The sequence below is a fragment of the Hymenobacter aerophilus DSM 13606 genome, from assembly GCF_000382225.1.
GTDB classification, from domain to species: Bacteria; Bacteroidota; Bacteroidia; order Cytophagales; family Hymenobacteraceae; genus Hymenobacter; species Hymenobacter aerophilus.
Genome location: NZ_KB907812.1, coordinates 19,913 through 35,366, shown reverse-complemented (window position 1 = coordinate 35,366; position 15,454 = coordinate 19,913). Strand labels below are relative to the sequence as shown.

At 65.5% G+C, this 15,454-nt stretch carries 13 protein-coding genes; 11 read left to right on the top strand and 2 right to left on the bottom strand.

What is annotated here, in order from left to right; translation table 11 throughout:
• Positions 1 to 48: 48 nt before the first annotated feature.
• From metH to H145_RS0111025, 9 genes are all read left to right on the top strand, one after another.
• A complete protein-coding gene (gene metH / locus H145_RS0111065; protein ID WP_019948213.1) occupies positions 49 to 4,332 on the top strand; it encodes a methionine synthase in 4,284 nt (1,427 codons plus the stop codon).
• Between the two features lie 109 nt (positions 4,333 to 4,441).
• On the top strand, positions 4,442 to 5,398 hold the full coding sequence (metF, locus tag H145_RS0111060; protein ID WP_019948212.1) for a methylenetetrahydrofolate reductase [NAD(P)H]: 957 nt from the start codon (positions 4,442 to 4,444) through the stop codon (positions 5,396 to 5,398).
• A gap of 196 nt (positions 5,399 to 5,594) precedes the next feature.
• Positions 5,595 to 6,056: a tetratricopeptide repeat protein gene (locus H145_RS20950; protein ID WP_019948211.1), complete on the top strand. Its 462-nt coding sequence runs from the start codon at positions 5,595 to 5,597 to the stop codon at positions 6,054 to 6,056.
• Positions 6,057 to 6,284: 228 nt separating this feature from the next.
• Positions 6,285 to 6,863: an energy transducer TonB gene (locus tag H145_RS22790; RefSeq protein ID WP_019948210.1), complete on the top strand. Its 579-nt coding sequence runs from the start codon at positions 6,285 to 6,287 to the stop codon at positions 6,861 to 6,863.
• A 54-nt stretch (positions 6,864 to 6,917) separates the two neighbouring features.
• Positions 6,918 to 7,445, top strand: a complete 528-nt coding sequence (locus tag H145_RS22785; RefSeq protein ID WP_019948209.1) for a hypothetical protein — start codon at positions 6,918 to 6,920, stop codon at positions 7,443 to 7,445.
• 44 nt (positions 7,446 to 7,489) lie between these two features.
• Positions 7,490 to 9,031 (top strand): N-acetylmuramoyl-L-alanine amidase, encoded by a 1,542-nt coding sequence (locus H145_RS20935; RefSeq protein ID WP_169513183.1) that lies wholly within the window; start codon positions 7,490 to 7,492, stop codon positions 9,029 to 9,031.
• A gap of 182 nt (positions 9,032 to 9,213) precedes the next feature.
• Entirely contained in the window at positions 9,214 to 10,623 is a 1,410-nt protein-coding gene (locus H145_RS0111035; RefSeq protein WP_019948207.1) for an L-lactate MFS transporter, read from the top strand.
• Between the two features lie 191 nt (positions 10,624 to 10,814).
• Positions 10,815 to 10,958, top strand: a complete 144-nt coding sequence (locus H145_RS24495) for an MFS transporter small subunit (RefSeq protein WP_169513182.1) — start codon at positions 10,815 to 10,817, stop codon at positions 10,956 to 10,958.
• Positions 10,959 to 11,048: 90 nt separating this feature from the next.
• Entirely contained in the window at positions 11,049 to 11,507 is a 459-nt protein-coding gene (locus tag H145_RS0111025; protein WP_019948206.1) for a putative signal transducing protein, read from the top strand.
• 140 nt (positions 11,508 to 11,647) lie between these two features.
• Here H145_RS0111025 and H145_RS0111020 read toward each other — a convergent pair whose 3' ends face one another.
• Complete coding sequence (locus H145_RS0111020) at positions 11,648 to 12,874, bottom strand: molybdopterin molybdotransferase MoeA (RefSeq protein WP_019948205.1); 1,227 nt, start codon at positions 12,872 to 12,874, stop codon at positions 11,648 to 11,650.
• 215 nt (positions 12,875 to 13,089) lie between these two features.
• Here H145_RS0111020 and moaC point away from each other — a divergent pair, with 215 nt between their 5' ends.
• Complete coding sequence (moaC, locus tag H145_RS0111015; protein ID WP_019948204.1) at positions 13,090 to 13,578, top strand: cyclic pyranopterin monophosphate synthase MoaC; 489 nt, start codon at positions 13,090 to 13,092, stop codon at positions 13,576 to 13,578.
• Positions 13,568 to 14,806: an NTP transferase domain-containing protein gene (locus H145_RS23725; protein ID WP_019948203.1), complete on the top strand. Its 1,239-nt coding sequence runs from the start codon at positions 13,568 to 13,570 to the stop codon at positions 14,804 to 14,806. The genes moaC and H145_RS23725 overlap by 11 nt, the downstream gene beginning before the upstream one ends.
• 88 nt (positions 14,807 to 14,894) lie before the next feature.
• Here the strand turns inward: H145_RS23725 and H145_RS0111005 are convergent, their stop codons facing one another.
• Positions 14,895 to 15,314 carry a molybdenum cofactor biosynthesis protein MoaE gene (locus tag H145_RS0111005; RefSeq protein ID WP_019948202.1) on the bottom strand — a complete coding sequence of 140 codons (420 nt, stop codon included), beginning with the start codon at positions 15,312 to 15,314 and terminating at the stop codon, positions 14,895 to 14,897.
• Between the last annotated feature and the right edge of the window lie 140 nt (positions 15,315 to 15,454).

Below are 15,454 nucleotides of genomic sequence, written 5' to 3'. Positions count from 1 at the left end.
GGCTCTTTCTGGATAGGCTTTGTACCGCCGCTTTTTCCAGCCGAGCCCATGCCGACCATTGCTGCCGTCCCCGCCGCCGCCGTTTCCGCCGCTACTTCGCCCCTCCACGATATTCTGCGCCAGCGCGTGCTCGTGCTCGATGGGGCCATGGGCACCATGATTCAGCGCCACCCGCTGACCGAGGAGGATTTCCGCGGAGCCCGTTTCGCCGACCACCCCAAACCCCTGCGCGGCAACAACGACCTGCTCAGCCTCACCCGCCCCGATATCATCCGAGGCATCCACGCCGAGTACTTCGCCGCCGGGGCCGACATGGTGGAAACCAACACCTTCTCGGGCACCACCATCGCCCAGGCCGACTACGGGCTGGAGCACGTAGTGTACGAGCTCAACTACGAGTCGGCGCGGCTGGCCCGCGAAGCCGCCGACGAGTACTCGGCCCGCACGCCCGACAAGCCCCGTTTCGTGGCCGGGGCCGTGGGGCCCACCAACCGCACCGCCTCCCTCTCGCCCGACGTGAACCGCCCCGGCTTCCGGGCCGTGACGTTTGACGAGTTGGCCGCCGCCTACCACGAGCAGGTGCGCGGCCTCGTGGATGGGGGCGTGGATGCGTTGCTGATTGAAACCATCTTCGATACGCTCAACGCCAAGGCCGCCCTGTACGCGGTGCAGCAGTTCTTTGACGAGGGAGGCCGGGTGGTGCCCGTTATGATTTCGGGCACGATAACCGACGCCTCGGGCCGCACCCTGAGCGGCCAGACCGTGGAGGCCTTCTGGAACTCCATTCGCCACCTGCCGCTGCTAAGCGTGGGCCTCAACTGCGCCCTCGGCGCCGACCAGCTCCAGACCTACGTGCAGGAGCTGGCCCGCCTGGCCGACGTCCACATCTCGGCCTACCCCAACGCCGGCCTGCCCAACGCTTTCGGCGGCTACGACGAGTCGGCCCGCGAATTTGCCGACGTGGTGGAAAACTACCTCAAGGAAGGTCTGGTAACCATCGTGGGCGGCTGTTGCGGCACCACGCCCGAGCACATCGCGGCGCTGAGCGAGCTGGCGGAGCGGTACGGGCCGCGCCGTGCACCCCACCCCCCGGCCCCCTCCCCTCCGGGAGAGGGGGGGCGTTCAACGGGTTCACGTTCGGCTCCCCCTCTCCCGGAGGGGAGGGGGCCGGGGGGTGGGGTCACCCGCCTCGCCGGCCTCGAACCGTTCAACATTGATAAAAACAGCCTGTTCGTGAACGTGGGCGAGCGGTGCAACGTGACGGGCAGCCGCGCCTTCGCCCGCCTCATCCGCACCGGCGACTACGACGCGGCGCTGGCCGTGGCCCGCGAGCAGGTGGAAGGTGGCGCTCAGGTGCTCGACATCAACATGGACGAGGGCATGCTCGATTCGGAGCTGGCCATGACCTCGTTTCTGAACCTGATTGCCTCGGAGCCCGATATTTCGCGGGTGCCGGTGATGCTGGATTCTTCGAAGTGGAGCGTGCTGGAAGCCGGCCTCAAGTGCGTGCAGGGTAAGAGCATCGTCAACTCAATATCCCTGAAAGAAGGCGAGGAGGTATTCTTGCAACGCGCCCGCACCGTGCGCCAGTACGGGGCCGCCATGGTGGTGATGGCCTTTGATGAGGATGGCCAGGCCGACACACTGGAGCGGCGCATTGCCATCTGCCAGCGCAGCTACGACCTGCTCATGCGCATAGGTTTTCCGGCTGAGGACATCATTTTCGACCCCAACATCCTCATCGTGGGCACCGGCCTGGAGGAGCACCGCAACTACGGCGTGGAGTTCATTGAGGCCGTACGCTGGATAAAAACCCACCTACCGGGTGCGCTCACCAGCGGGGGCGTCAGCAACATCAGCTTCTCGTTTAGGGGCAACGACGTGGTGCGCGAGGCCATGCACGCCGCCTTCCTCTACCACGCCATCCGCGCCGGCCTGGATATGGGCATCGTCAACCCCAACCAACTGGCCGTGTACGACGAGGTGCCCAAGGAACTGCTGGATCTGGTGGAAGACGTGCTGCTCAACCGTCGCCCCGACGCCACCGAGCGGCTGCTGGAATTCGCCGAAACCGTGAAGGGCCAGAAAGCTAACAGCCAACAACTGACAACTAACAGCCTCGAATGGCGCGACTTGCCGGTGCAGGAACGGCTGGCCCACGCCCTTATCAAGGGTATTACCGACTTTATCGATGAGGACACGGAGGCCGCCCGGCAGGAACTGGCCCGGCCGCTGGAGGTGATTGAGGGGCCGCTGATGGCCGGCATGGGCGTGGTCGGCGACCTGTTTGGGGCCGGCAAGATGTTCCTGCCCCAGGTCGTGAAATCGGCGCGGGTGATGAAAAAGGCCGTGGCCTACCTGGAGCCCTACCTGCTGGCCGACAAGCAGCAGGGCGACCGGCAGACGGCCGGCAAAATCCTGCTCGCCACCGTGAAGGGCGACGTGCACGACATCGGCAAGAACATCGTGGGTGTGGTGCTGGCCTGCAACAACTTCGACATCGTGGATTTGGGCGTGATGGTGCCGCTGGAACGAATCTTAGACGAAGCCCAGCGGCAGGGCGCCGATATGATTGGTCTGAGCGGGCTGATTACGCCCAGCCTCGACGAGATGGTGTACGTGGCCCAGGCCATGGAAAAGCGCGGCCTGAAAACGCCCCTGCTCATCGGTGGCGCCACCACCTCGCGGCTGCACGCGGCCGTGAAAATCGCCCCCCAGTACTCCGGGCCCATCGTGCACGTCAACGACGCCTCGCGCTCGGTGGGTGTGGCCGCCAGCCTGCTCGGCTCGGCCCACGAAACCTACGCCCGCGCCATCCACGACGAGTACCGCCAGCTCCGCCACGACTACGCCGGCCGCCAGCGCGAAAAGACCTACCTCCCGATTGAAGCCGCCCGCGAAAACGGCTTTAAAGCCGATTGGCAAACCACGCCCATCACCAAGCCCAGCTTTTTGGGCACCAAGGTGCTGGAAGACTACGACCTCGCCGAGCTGGCTGAATACATCGACTGGACGCCCTTCTTCCAGACCTGGGAGCTGAAGGGCCGCTACCCGCGCCTGCTCGACGACCCCACCGTAGGCGAGGCCGCCACCCAGCTTTTCCAGGACGCCCAGCGGATGCTGCGCCGCATCATCGACGAGAAGCTGCTCACGGCCCGCGCCGTCATCGGCTTCTGGCCCGCCAACACCGTGGATTACGACACGATTGAGGTGTACCAGGACGACGCGCGCCAGCAGGTGCAGGCCGAGTTCTTCACCCTGCGCCAGCAGAGCGAAAAGGCCGCCGGCGTGCCCAACCTGGCCTTTTCCGACTTCCTGGCCCCCAAGCAAACCGGCCGGGCCGACTACATCGGCGGCTTTGCGGTAACGGCCGGCTTCGGCATCGAGAAGCTGCTGGAACAGTACGCCGCCGAGCACGACGACTACAGCAGCATCCTGCTCAAAGCCCTGGCCGACCGCCTGGCCGAGGCCTTTGCCGAGCGGCTGCACCAGCGGGTGCGCGAGGAGTTCTGGGGCTACGCGCCGGCCGAGCGCCTCTCCAACGACGACTTAATCCAGGAGAAATACCAGGGCGTGCGCCCCGCCCCCGGCTACCCCGGCTGCCCCGACCACACCGAGAAAATCACCCTTTTCAACCTGCTCGACGCCGAGAACACCACCGGCATCAAGCTCACCGAAAACCTGGCCATGTACCCCGCCTCTTCGGTCAGCGGCCTCTACTACGCCCACCCCGACTCCCGCTACTTCGGCCTCGGCCGGGTGGGGCAAGACCAAGTGGCTGACCTGGCCAACCGCAAAGGCATGCCGCTGCCGGAGCTGGAGCGCTGGCTGATGCCGAATTTAAATTACGAGCCGGCGCCTGTTGCACCGGGCAACGTGGCGCCTCACCCCCCGGCCCCCTCTCCGAAAAAGGAGAGGGGGAGCCAAGCGTCTGGTTCCAGAGGGCAGGCGGCTTTGCAGGATTCGGCGTTGACGGCGGACAAGCGGCAGTATGGCAAGCTGAATCTGAAGGGTAGGAGCCGCGCTATGCGACAGGAACCGACGGAAGCCGAACGGCTATTGTGGCAGGCTTTACGTGGTGGGCAAGCCGGAGCGAAGTTCCGTCGCCAGCATAGCATTGACCGCTACATCGTTGATTTTGTGAGCATCGCTGCCAAGCTGATTGTGGAAGTTGACGGCAAAGGACACTACGAACCCGACCAGCAGGACTACGATACCGGCCGAACGGCTTTGCTGGAAGAACTTGGCTATCGGGTTCTGCGCTTTCCCAATGAGCAAGTCATCGAGCAACTGGAATCCGTGGTGAGCGAAATCAAAGCCGCCCTCAACTAGCCCTGCCCAAGCCTGAACAGTGAAAATACCTTCGTCAGGCTCCCCCTCTCCTTTTTCGGAGAGGGGGCCGGGGGGTGAGGCGCCACGCCAGCACGACAACACAAGCCCAATGAAAGTAACCGAACACCTGTCCCGCGCCGAAGGCAAAACCCTGTTTTCCTTCGAGGTGCTGCCGCCCAAAAAGGGCGAGAACATCCAGACGCTTTTCACCAATATCGAGCCGCTGCTGGAGTTCAGGCCGCCGTTTATTGATGTGACGTACCACCGCGAGGAGTACGTGTACCACCAGCATCCCAACGGCCTGCTCGAAAAGAAAACCGTGCGCCGCCGGCCCGGCACGGTGGGCATCTGCGCGGCCATCAAAAACCGCTTCGACGTCGATACCGTGCCCCACCTGATTTGCGGGGGCTTCACGAAGGAGGAAACCGAAAACGCCCTCATCGACCTGCACTTTCTGGGCATCGACAACGTGCTGGCTTTGCGCGGCGACCCCATCAAGAGCGAAGGCCGCTTCGTGCCCGAGGCCGATGGCCACTCCTACGCCTGCGACCTGATAGGGCAGGTAGCCGACCTCAACAAGGGCGCCTACCTCGACCAGGAGCAGGATGATACCTCGGCCACCAGCTTCTGCATCGGCACGGCCGGCTACCCCGAAAAGCACTTCGAGTCGCCCAACAGTGGCGCCGATTTGCGCTACCTCAAGCACAAAGTCGACCGCGGCGCCGAGTACATCGTGACCCAGATGTTCTTCGACAACGAGCAGTTTTTTGCCTTCGAGCGGCGCTGCCGCGAAGCCGGCATTACGGTGCCCATCATCCCCGGCCTCAAGCCGCTCACCACCAAAAGTCAGCTCACCATGCTGCCGCGCTCCTTCTACCTGAGCCTGCCCGAAGCCCTGGCCGACGCCGTGCACCTGGCCCCCGACAATGCCGCCGCCCGCCAGATCGGGCTGGAATGGTGCATCAACCAGAGCCGCGAGCTGATGGCCCACGGCGTGCCCTGCCTGCACTACTACAGCATGGGCAAGTCCGACAGCATCCGCCAGGTGGCCGCGGCGCTGTTTTAGGAAGGTGAACTGGTGAGTGGTGAAATAGGGAGTTGAACGTCATTCAGAGCGAAGCGAAGAATCTCGCGGGCTGATGTTGTAGTAGTAGCTCAACGAATGCACGCGAGATTCTTCGCTTCGCTCTGAATGACGTTCTTTATACTTGCCGCCAACAAGGCGGCCTGACCGTCAACTCACCATTTCACCAAATCACCGCATGCTCGACGACCTGTTCAGCCGCCTGCGCGAGGCCACGGCGCCGGCCGAAATTGAGACGTTGCAGGATGGCATCTGGCAGATCTGGCTGGCGGCCGGCCACCCGTTGCTCGACAAGCGCCTCGAAACCGGCATCCGCGCCCTTTCGGCCGGCGACTACGGTTTGGCCATTCAGGAGTTCACCTTCCTGATCGAAACGGCCCCCGACTATGCCGAGGGCTGGAACAAGCGGGCCACGGCTTACTTTGTGCGCGGCGAATACAAGGCCGCCCTGCGTGATGTGCGCGAAACGCTGCGCCGCGAGCCGCGCCACTTCGGCGCCCTCTCGGGGCAGGCACTCATGCTACGGGCCCTCGGCGACGCCCGCGGCGCATTGCGGGTGCTGCAGCGCATCGAGCAGTTGTGCCCCGCCTGGCCCGGTTTGCAGGCGCAGTTGCGCACGTTGCGCGAGGAGTTGGAGTAGTTCGTTTCTTTGTGCTATTCGGTGAAAAATAGGCTGCGCAGCCAAGAGCGAAGCAGCTGGTTCAAGGCGGCCCGTCTTGGATGGAGAGGCTATTGAGTAGGATTCGTGCTGTATTTCAGGTCGTGGCTTGGGCTGGCGGCTGAAGGTGTCTAAATTTGCACTAAAGAAATGGTGGGCTTTCCTGGCTCCACCGCCTTTCGGCTTCCCGTTCTGCCCAGCGCTTCTGCTATGAAACACGCGTTCCTTTTCAGCCTGGCCTGTGGCCTGTTGCTGTCGATTTCGGCCCCGGCCCAGAAGCTGCGCAAAACGGCCACCGGCAGCGGCCTGATGGAAAAGGGCGAGAAAACGGGCGTGTGGGAATACTACGCCACCACCCGCGACGGCTCGCAGGTCATCACCCAGAAATACGACCACTCGGCCGGCCGGCTGGTGTTTTTTCGGCCCTTTGATGACGTGCTGTATCCGGTGCGCGCCGCCAGCGGGGAGTGGGGCCGCGAGCGGCTGAGCCACCCCATTTTCTTTGTGGGCGGCGATGCCGAGCTGGCCACTTACACGGGCCGCCTGAACTACCCGGCCACCGCCGAAGCCAAAAACGTGCAGGGCCGCGTCATCGTCACAATTACCGTTGACACGCTTGGGCGCGCGCTCAGCCAGCAGGTGCTGCTCGGCATTGGCGCCGGCTGCGACGAGGAAGCCCTGCGCGTGGCCCGCAGCATCCCCGACCAGTGGATTCCGGCCCGCCTGGGCAGCCGCGCCGTGGTGTCGAAAATCGACGTGCCCTTCACCTTCCGCCTGGCCGGCCGGTAGGCCTGCCGGTCTAGAGCCGGGCCGCAGTCTGCCCGATAGGTTTTACCTTGGGGCATGAAAACGCCCGTTTTGCTTTCGCTGCTGGCCTGCGCCGGCCTGCTTGCTGCCTGCGACTCGACTCCGCGCGAGCGGCAGGAGGTGGTGGAGCGCGAAACCCAGAAGCTCGACACGCTGGCCGAGCGCGCCGCCGACAAGCTGCGCGTGGCCGGCCGCCGCGCCGCCCGCTTCGATTCCGTTTCGCGCGTCCGCAACCGCCAGCCCCTCGACCCCGCCGCCGAGCTGGCCCTCACCGGCGAGCTGCTGGGGCCCTACGCCACCATCAGCAGCCTCACACCCGCCACCATCGAGCCGGCCTTTGTGCACTTTATGCAGCAGGTGCGCGCCCGCCGCAAGCAGTGGAGCCAGCGCGACTGGGACTACGCCACGGCCGTCAGCCGCCGCCTCAACGCCCAATTCCGGGCCGTGCGCCTCGATATCAAGGGGCGCGACGAGCTGCACATCCGGGCCCTGCAAACCGAGTTTACGGCCCTCGAAACCGGCCGCGACGTGAAAGACCTGGGCCAGGCCGTGAAGAACAAGTAGCCACCTGTCAGGGCGGCGCACGGAACCCTCTTTTCTTCGTGATGATGCGGCAGACCATACCTTTCTCGGCGGCCCTCCGGTGGGCGGCCCTGCTGATTTGCGCCCTGCAGTTGCCGGCTGCCCCTGCCCGGGCCCAGCGCCTAATTCAGAAAGCCGAAACGGTGCCGGCCGGCGAGTTGTGGCTGAGCCCCGGCGATGCGCTGCAGGTGCGCCTGACGGGCGCGCCGGGTGGCCGGGCCACTTTTCTTAACGGCCGCCCTCTTATAGAACTGCCGCCTGCGCAGGCCGGCGGGAAGCGGGGCGTGTACCAGGCAACGTACGTTGTGCAGCCCGCCGACACGCTGGGCGGGGCCGCCGGCCGGCCGCTGTGGCTACACCTGCGCCTGCCCGACGGCCGCCGCGACTCGCTGCCCACGCCCGCGCCCGTGCGCCTGCTCAGCCCCGACCAGCCGCTGCTGGCCGTTACGCGCACCACGCTGGCCCACCTCAACTACGGCCTCGGCGACGACCGGCTGGGCGGGGCCAAGCTGGGCTACCTCGATTCGCTGGTGGTGCTGCACGTGGTGGGCCGGGTGGCGGGCCAGTACCGGGTGCGGCTGGCCGAGGGCCACTACGCCTGGCTGCCGCTGGAGCGGGCCCGCCTGCTGCCGCCCGGCGGCTTCGTGCCCGCCTCGCTCACCGGCTCGTGGAGCGTGCAGGGCGACTCGGCCTACGATTACGTGCGCGTACCGCTCAGCCAGCGCCTGCCCTACCGCTCGCAAATCCTGGAAAACCCCACCCGGCTGGTGATTGACGTGTTCGGGGCTACTTCCAACACCAACTGGATAACCCAGCGAACCGGCCTGCAGGCCCTGGGCGCCGTGTACTACGAGCAGCCGCAGGCCGATATTTTCCGGCTGGTGCTGCCGCTGCGCCACCGCCAGAGCTGGGGCTACCACCTCGGCTACGAGCAGAACACGCTGGTTGTGCGGGTGTCCCGGCCGCCGGCCCGGCTGCAGCTACGCGGCCTGCGCGTGGCCCTCGATGCTGGCCACGGCGGCAGCAACGTGGGGGCGGTGGGCGCCGGCGGGGCCCGCGAAAAAGACCTCACCCTGGCCATTGTGCGCCAGCTGCAGCAGGAACTGGAGCGGCGGGGCGCCCAAGTGGTGCTCACGCGCACCGCCGACGAAAGCCTGGATATGGCCCAGCGGGTGGCACTGTTGCAGCGGCAGCGGCCGGCGCTGCTGGTGAGCGTGCACGTGAACTCGGCGGGCAGCGCGGCGGCCCGCGGCACCAGCGCCTTTTACCGCTACGTGGCGTTCCGGCCGCTGGCCGCGGCGCTCTACGGCCGCATGCAGCAAACCGGGCTGCCGGGCTGGGGGCTGGTGGGCAACTTCAACTTCGCCCTCAACGGCCCCACCGACTACCCCAACGCGCTGGTGGAAACGGCCTTTATTTCCAATCCCGAGGACGAAAAAATCCTCTCCGACCCCGCCCAACAGCAGCAGATGGCCCGGCGCATAGCCGACGGCATCCAGGACTTTTTGAAGTCGGCGCGGGCAAGAGGTGTGCGCGGCTGGCTGGGCCGGCGGCCCGCTGAACAGTAGGCGGCAGGACCTGCGCTGGTGGCCGGCTATAGCAATTTTCCAAAAAATAGTTGGCCCGGAGTGGTCTAAACCCCGTAGCAGACGTCTACCTTATTGACCTCTACGCTGGTAGCACCCCGCCGGGGGCGTCGGCGTAGAGGCAGGGTACCGTTCGTTCTTCCCACTCCCAAACCACCTCTTTTATGGCAGAAGCATCGTTACTGGACCGCAGCCGCACTGTGGCCGGGCCGGGCTACAACCGCTGGCTGATTCCGCCCGCCGCCCTGGCAATTCACCTGGCCATCGGGCAGGCCTACGCCTTCAGCGTGTTCAAGAAGCCGCTGGGCGCCCTCATCAGCGGCGACCCCGCGGCCCCCGCCCCCGCCGACTGGACGCCCGCGCAGCTGGGCGTTATTTTTTCGATTGCCATTGTACTGCTGGGCCTCTCGGCGGCCATATTTGGCAAGTGGCTGGAGCGCGTGGGGCCGCGCAAGGCCATGATGGCCTCGGCGCTGTGCTTTAGCGGCGGCTTTTTTATTGCGGCCCTGGGCGTGCATCTGCACAACCTCTGGATTGTGTATTTCGGCTACGGCGTAGTGGGCGGAATCGGGCTGGGCATCGGCTACATTTCGCCGGTGAGTACGCTGATTAAGTGGTTCCCCGACCGCCGGGGCGTGGCCACGGGCATGGCCATTATGGGCTTTGGGGGCGGCGCCATGATTGCCTCGCCGCTGTCGGTGGCCCTCATGGACCACTTCAAGGCCAGCGGCACCGGCTCGCTGGGCGTGGCGGCTACCTTCCTCACGCTGGGCGTGGTGTACCTGCTGTTCATGCAGTTCGGCGTCTGGACTATTCGGGTGCCGGCCGACGACTGGGCGCCGGAAAACTACGTGCCCAACCCTCAGCACAGCGCCCTGATTACCAGCGGCAACGTGTCGGCCGACAACGCCCTGAAAACGCCGCAGTTCTGGCTGCTCTGGATTGTGCTGCTCACCAACGTAACGGCCGGCATCGGGGTGCTCGAAACGGCTTCTCCCTTGATTCAGGACACGTTTTCGGACAAATACCTGGGCGCGGGCCGGGGCGTAACGGCGGCAGCGGCGGCGGGCTTTGTGGGTTTGCTGAGTTTGTTCAACCTGCTGGGCCGCTTCTTCTGGTCGTCGGCTTCGGACAAAATGGGCCGCAAAACCACCTACGCCATCTATTTCCTGCTGGGCATCGTGCTGTATGCCCTTATTCCCACGCTGGGCCACAACCTGCAGCTGGCGCTGTACGTGGCCGCGGCCTGCGTAATCATCAGCATGTACGGCGGCAGCTTCTCCACGGCTCCGGCCTACCTCTCTGATTTGTTCGGCAAGTACCAGGTGGGCGCCATCCACGGCCGCCTGCTCACGGCCTGGAGCACGGCCGGGGTGCTGGGGCCGCTCATCGTCAACTTCCTGCACGAGAGCCGCAAGGCCGAGGGCTTTACCGGCGCCGCCGCTTACCAAACGGTGTTCTACACCATGGCCGGCCTGCTGGTAGTGGGCCTGCTGGCCAACTTCGCTGTGACGGCCGTAAACGAGAAGTACAACGAAAAAGGCCCCGTTGACGCCGAGCCCGGCGGGCATTAAGTTGCCGGTTGCCAGTTGTTACTGAAAGAACGTGTCATGCTGAGCGCAGCAAAGCGAAGTCGAAGCATCTCGCGTGCAACGCTAACCCTGACGTAAGGGCCACTTTGGCAGAGTCAGCATGCGAGATGCTTCGGCTGCGCTCAGCATGACACGTTCTTTTCTCACCTTTCGCCACTTCACTTCCCATCCATATGAATCAGCCTCCTGTTTCTTCCGCCGCGCCCGAAACCCCGAGTTCGGGTGGGTCTGTGTTCCTGGCCTGGGCCTTTGTGGGCATCCCGCTGCTGTGGGGCGTGTCGCAGACGTTTATCAAGGCCCTCGACCTGTTCAAGTAAGCCGGCCGCCGGCTCCTAATTCGTACCTTTCGCGGCACCCAAACGGGTGCCGCGGTTGTTTAGTGGGTTCCCTGTTTCGCGCCTTGCTTTATGTCGGCAGATGTTCCTTCCGAAGCGGCGGCCATTGTGCTGCTCGACTCGTTCACCGATTCCATTGCCGCTCACCTGGCCCGCACCCGGCTCGATGCGGCCGGGATTCCGTGTTTTCTGAGCAACGAGAGCCGCCCTTATGGCCCGGCCTTCGGCAAGGTAGGCCTCTATGTGCGCGCCCCCGACGTAGAAGCGGCCCGCGAAGCCCTGCACCCCCAGCAAACCCGCATGTACGCCGTGGCCCCCGACGATGACGCCCCCGCGGCTGAAACGGCCCCGGATGCCCCCGACGCAGCCGCCACCCGCTGCCCCCGCTGCCACCACCACGACGTAGTGTGCCGCCACGAGCCCGGCCCCGCCGACAACCTGTTCGTCAAGCTCCGCTTCTGGCTGATGGCCCCCGACAACCCCCAGTGCCACTGCTTCCACTGCGGCCACGATTTCGAGGTGGTGCAGTAGAGAAGTGGTGAAATGTGTGAGTTTCCCGTTCGCTGTCATCCTGAGCTTGCGAAGGACCTATACAAAAGCTAACATCAGATAATAGCCTCTGTATGGGTCCTTCGCAAGCTCAGGATGACAATGAACGGCAATGCGCCACCTCACCGAAACCGCCACGCGGGTAGCACGCTGCCTTCGGGGAATTGGCTGAGCTCCGGGAGCAGCTCCAGAAAGCCACTGGAGGTGAGCAGGCTGGCCATATCGCCGGAGCCGCCAGCCCGCTCGGGCGTGGCCAGCAAGCGGCCGTCGGGGCCGGATTCCAGGCTTACGAGCAGAAAATGGGTGAGAGTGGGTTTGAACTCGACGGGCGCGGTGAGCACGGCCGGCACCGGGCCACCGACGGCCCCAGCCGCGCCGGCGGGCTGCTGCCCGGCCCGCAGCCAGGGCTGCACGTAGCGGTAGAAATTCACGAACGTGGACACCGGGTTGCCGGGCAGCGCGAACACCACTGCCCCGCCGGCCTGCGCCCCGAACCAGAACGGCTTGCCCGGCCGCTGGGCCACGCCGTGGAAAAGCTGCGTCACGCCCAGTTCCTGCAATATTTCGGGCAGAAAATCGGCCTTGCCCATCGACACGCCGCCGCTCATCACCACGGCATCGTAACCGGCCAGCAGCGCGGGCAGGCCCCCGCGCAGCGCGGCCGGGTCGTCGTCGAAGTGGAAACTGTCGGCCTCGGCGCCGGCCTGCCAGGCGGCGGCCTGCAGCATCAGGCCGTTGGAGCGCCGGATTTGGTGGGCGGCGGGCTGCTCGCTGATGGGCACCAGCTCGTCGCCGGTGCTGACGACGGCCAGCCGCGGCCGGCGAGCCACTGCCACCGTGGCGGCCCCGATGGTGGCGGCCACGGCCATTTCGGCGGGCTCCAGGCGGGTGCCGGCGGGCAGCAGCAGGTCGCCCTGCCGGCGGTCGGCGGCGCGGGTGTGCACGTTGTGGCCGGCGCGGGGCGGCAGGGCCTGTACGGTGGCGTGGCGGTGGCCAGCCGCATCGGTTCGGAAGGTGAGGTCCTCGTAGCGAATCACCGTGTCGAGGCCTGCGGGCAGCACCGCGCCGGTCATGATTTCAACGGCCGCTGCCGGGTCGGGAGTAGCGACCGGGGGCTGGCCGGCAAACTGGGTGGCTTCAACGAAGAACTCGCGCTGCCCGGCGGCCAGGGCATCGTAGCGCAGCGCCACGCCATCCATCGCCACCCGGTTGAAGGGCGGAAAGTCGCGGTCGGCCCGCAAATCTTCGCGCAGGATGCGGCCGGCGGCCAGCGGCAAATTCAGCAGCTCGGTGCCCAGCGGGCGCGTGGTGGCGGCAACGAGGCGGGTGGCTTCAGCAACGGAAATCATGGGCGGATGGGATGACAGGGACCGGCGTAAAGAGGCTGTCATCCTGAGCTTGCGAAGGACCTTTACAGCAATGCTAACCTTAGATTACCTTCTGTATAGGTCCTTCGTCGCCGCTCAATTCGCGGAATACTCAGGATGACAGGGGGGCGGTGGCAATTATAACCGCCAAGTACCGAACTTATCGGTTTATTCGTTTCCACCTGCCAGCCTTCGCTATGCCCGATTCCGCTAAACTCACCCACCTCGATGCTTCCGGCCAGCCCGCTATGGTTGACGTGGGAGCCAAAACGCCCACCCGCCGCGTGGCCGTGGCCCGCAGCCGGGTGGTGCTCGGCCTCGAAATTATGGCCCTGGTGAAGGAAGGCGACCTGCCGACGCGCAAGGGCCCCGTGTTCCAGACCGCCATTCTGGCCGGCATCATGGGGGCCAAGCGCACTTCCGAGCTGATTCCGCTGTGCCACCCGCTGGGCCTCGACAACTGCCGGGTAACCATTGAGCCCGACGGCCCCACGGCCGTGCTGATTGAGTGCACGGCCACCGTAACGGGCAAAACCGGCGTCGAAATGGAGGCCCTGACCGGCGCCTCGGTAGCGGCCCTCACCATCTACGACATGTGCAAGGCCCTCTCGCACGACATCGTTATTGAGCAAACCCGCCTGCTCAGCAAAACCGGCGGCAAAAGCGACTTTCAGCATGAAGCCTAACCCAACAACCCCGGCCACCGGCCCCGCTATCAACCCGGCCGCCCCCGCAGGCGCGGCCTCGCGCCGCAAGCACGCCGCGCTGGCCCGGCCCGATTTCGGCGAGTTCGGCCGCCACGAGCTGGCCATTCTGGGCGCGCCCTGCGGCCGTATCAAGGAGCTGGCGGCCCGGCTGCTGCCGCTGCTGGCCTCCACGCTGCGGGTGGCCTACGTGGATGCCGACCACGCCGCGGCCGACGCCGCACGCAACGGTACCGCTCCCGAAACCGGCATGCTGGCCGCCGGCGCCAGTGCCGAGCTGACCGACAACATCAGTTTCGCCCGCCTCGATGTGCGCCGGCCGCTTGATAAGTTCAGCCAGCCCGAGCTGCTGGCCCACCAGAGCCTGGCGCTGGTGAACGGCAACCACTTCCGCGCCCGCCAGCAGCTGGTCATCCTCGACCAGGCCAAGCCGCTGGACAAAAAGCTCGACCGCCTGACCGACGTGCGCGCCCTGCTGCTGCCCGAAGGCGTAACCGAAGTGCCCGCCTACCTGCGCGCCCACCTCGCCCAAGCCGAAGCCGCCGGAAACGCCGTGCCGGTGCTGCCGCTGGCCGATACGGTCGCGCTGGCCGAACTGGTGCTACGCGAGTGGCACGCCGCCGCGCCGCCGCTGCGGGGCCTGGTGCTGGCCGGCGGCCGCAGCCAGCGCATGGGCCACGACAAAGGCCAGCTCGCCTATCACGGCCAGCAGCAGCAGCGCGCCTACGCCGCCGAGCTGCTGGCGCCTTTCTGCCACGACGTGCACGTTTCCTGCCGCCCCGACCAGGTTCAGGAGCTCGACTACGCCGGCCTGCGCCCGCTGCCCGACTCGTTCCTCGACCTGGGCCCGCTCGGCGGCCTGCTCTCCGCCTTTCGCCTCGACCCCAACGCCGCCTGGCTGGTAGTAGCCTGCGACCTGCCGCTGCTGTCCGAAACCACGCTGGGCTACCTCGTGGAAAACCGTCAGCCCGGGCGCCTCGCCACCACCTTTCAGAGCCCCGAGAACGAGTGGCCCGAACCGCTCATCACCATCTGGGAGCCCGCCAGCTACGGCCAGCTGCTGCGCTTTCTGGCCCTGGGCTACAGCTGCCCGCGCAAAACGCTCATCAACTCCGACATCGAGCTGCTGACCCCGCCCGCCCCCGCCGAGCTGCGCAACGTGAACACCCCGGAGGAGGCGGAGCAGGTGATGAAATCAATTTTGAATTAAGAATTATGGATTTTGAATTGGCCGTTGAATGTCCCGTAAGAGCACCGTTTAACGGCCAATTCAAAATCCATAATTGACTCGCAGAGTCCTACGGATGCGCCGCCACCCATACGTCGCCGTCGAGGTAGAATTCCTTTTTCCAGATGGTGACGACTTGCTTGAGCGTGTCGATGATGTACTGGCAGGCGGCGAAGCTTTCGGCGCGGTGCGGCGTCGACACGGCCACCACCACGGCCACGTCGCCGATGTGCAGGGTGCCTTTGCGGTGAATGACGGTGACGGCCTGCAGCATGGGCCATTTCTCCTGGGCCTGTTCGGCTACTTTGCGCAGCTGGTGCAGCGCCATGCTGTCGTAGGCCTCGTACTCCAGGCGCACCACGGCGCGGCCGGTGCTCTGGTTGCGCACCGTGCCGATAAACGTGTTGATGGCCCCGGCCCCATCGGCTTCCACGCTGCGCAAGGCAGCGGCTACGTCAATGGGCTGGTCGGTGAGGTCAATGTGAATCATAATAGGACGACTGGGGAAAAGCACGTCATTCAGAGCGAAGCGAAGAATCTCGCGTGAAGTCGCTGAGCTAGCTGCTCAATGTCAGCACGCGAGATTCTTCGCTTCGCTCTGAATGACGTGCTGCTTACTGAAAACTCACA

Coding starts and splice junctions, on each gene's coding strand:
- H145_RS0111020 (WP_019948205.1), bottom strand. CDS start 12,874: ATGATTTCCGTTGCTGAAGCCACCCGCCTCGTTGCCGCCACCACGCGC.
- H145_RS22785 (WP_019948209.1), top strand. CDS start 6,918: ATGAAAACGCCCGTTTTGCTTTCGCTGCTGGCCTGCGCCGGCCTGCTT.
- H145_RS22790 (WP_019948210.1), top strand. CDS start 6,285: ATGAAACACGCGTTCCTTTTCAGCCTGGCCTGTGGCCTGTTGCTGTCG.
- H145_RS0111035 (WP_019948207.1), top strand. CDS start 9,214: ATGGCAGAAGCATCGTTACTGGACCGCAGCCGCACTGTGGCCGGGCCG.
- H145_RS0111025 (WP_019948206.1), top strand. CDS start 11,049: ATGTCGGCAGATGTTCCTTCCGAAGCGGCGGCCATTGTGCTGCTCGAC.
- metH (WP_019948213.1), top strand. CDS start 49: ATGCCGACCATTGCTGCCGTCCCCGCCGCCGCCGTTTCCGCCGCTACT.
- metF (WP_019948212.1), top strand. CDS start 4,442: ATGAAAGTAACCGAACACCTGTCCCGCGCCGAAGGCAAAACCCTGTTT.
- H145_RS0111005 (WP_019948202.1), bottom strand. CDS start 15,314: ATGATTCACATTGACCTCACCGACCAGCCCATTGACGTAGCCGCTGCC.
- H145_RS20950 (WP_019948211.1), top strand. CDS start 5,595: ATGCTCGACGACCTGTTCAGCCGCCTGCGCGAGGCCACGGCGCCGGCC.
- moaC (WP_019948204.1), top strand. CDS start 13,090: ATGCCCGATTCCGCTAAACTCACCCACCTCGATGCTTCCGGCCAGCCC.
- H145_RS24495 (WP_169513182.1), top strand. CDS start 10,815: ATGAATCAGCCTCCTGTTTCTTCCGCCGCGCCCGAAACCCCGAGTTCG.
- H145_RS20935 (WP_169513183.1), top strand. CDS start 7,490: ATGCGGCAGACCATACCTTTCTCGGCGGCCCTCCGGTGGGCGGCCCTG.
- H145_RS23725 (WP_019948203.1), top strand. CDS start 13,568: ATGAAGCCTAACCCAACAACCCCGGCCACCGGCCCCGCTATCAACCCG.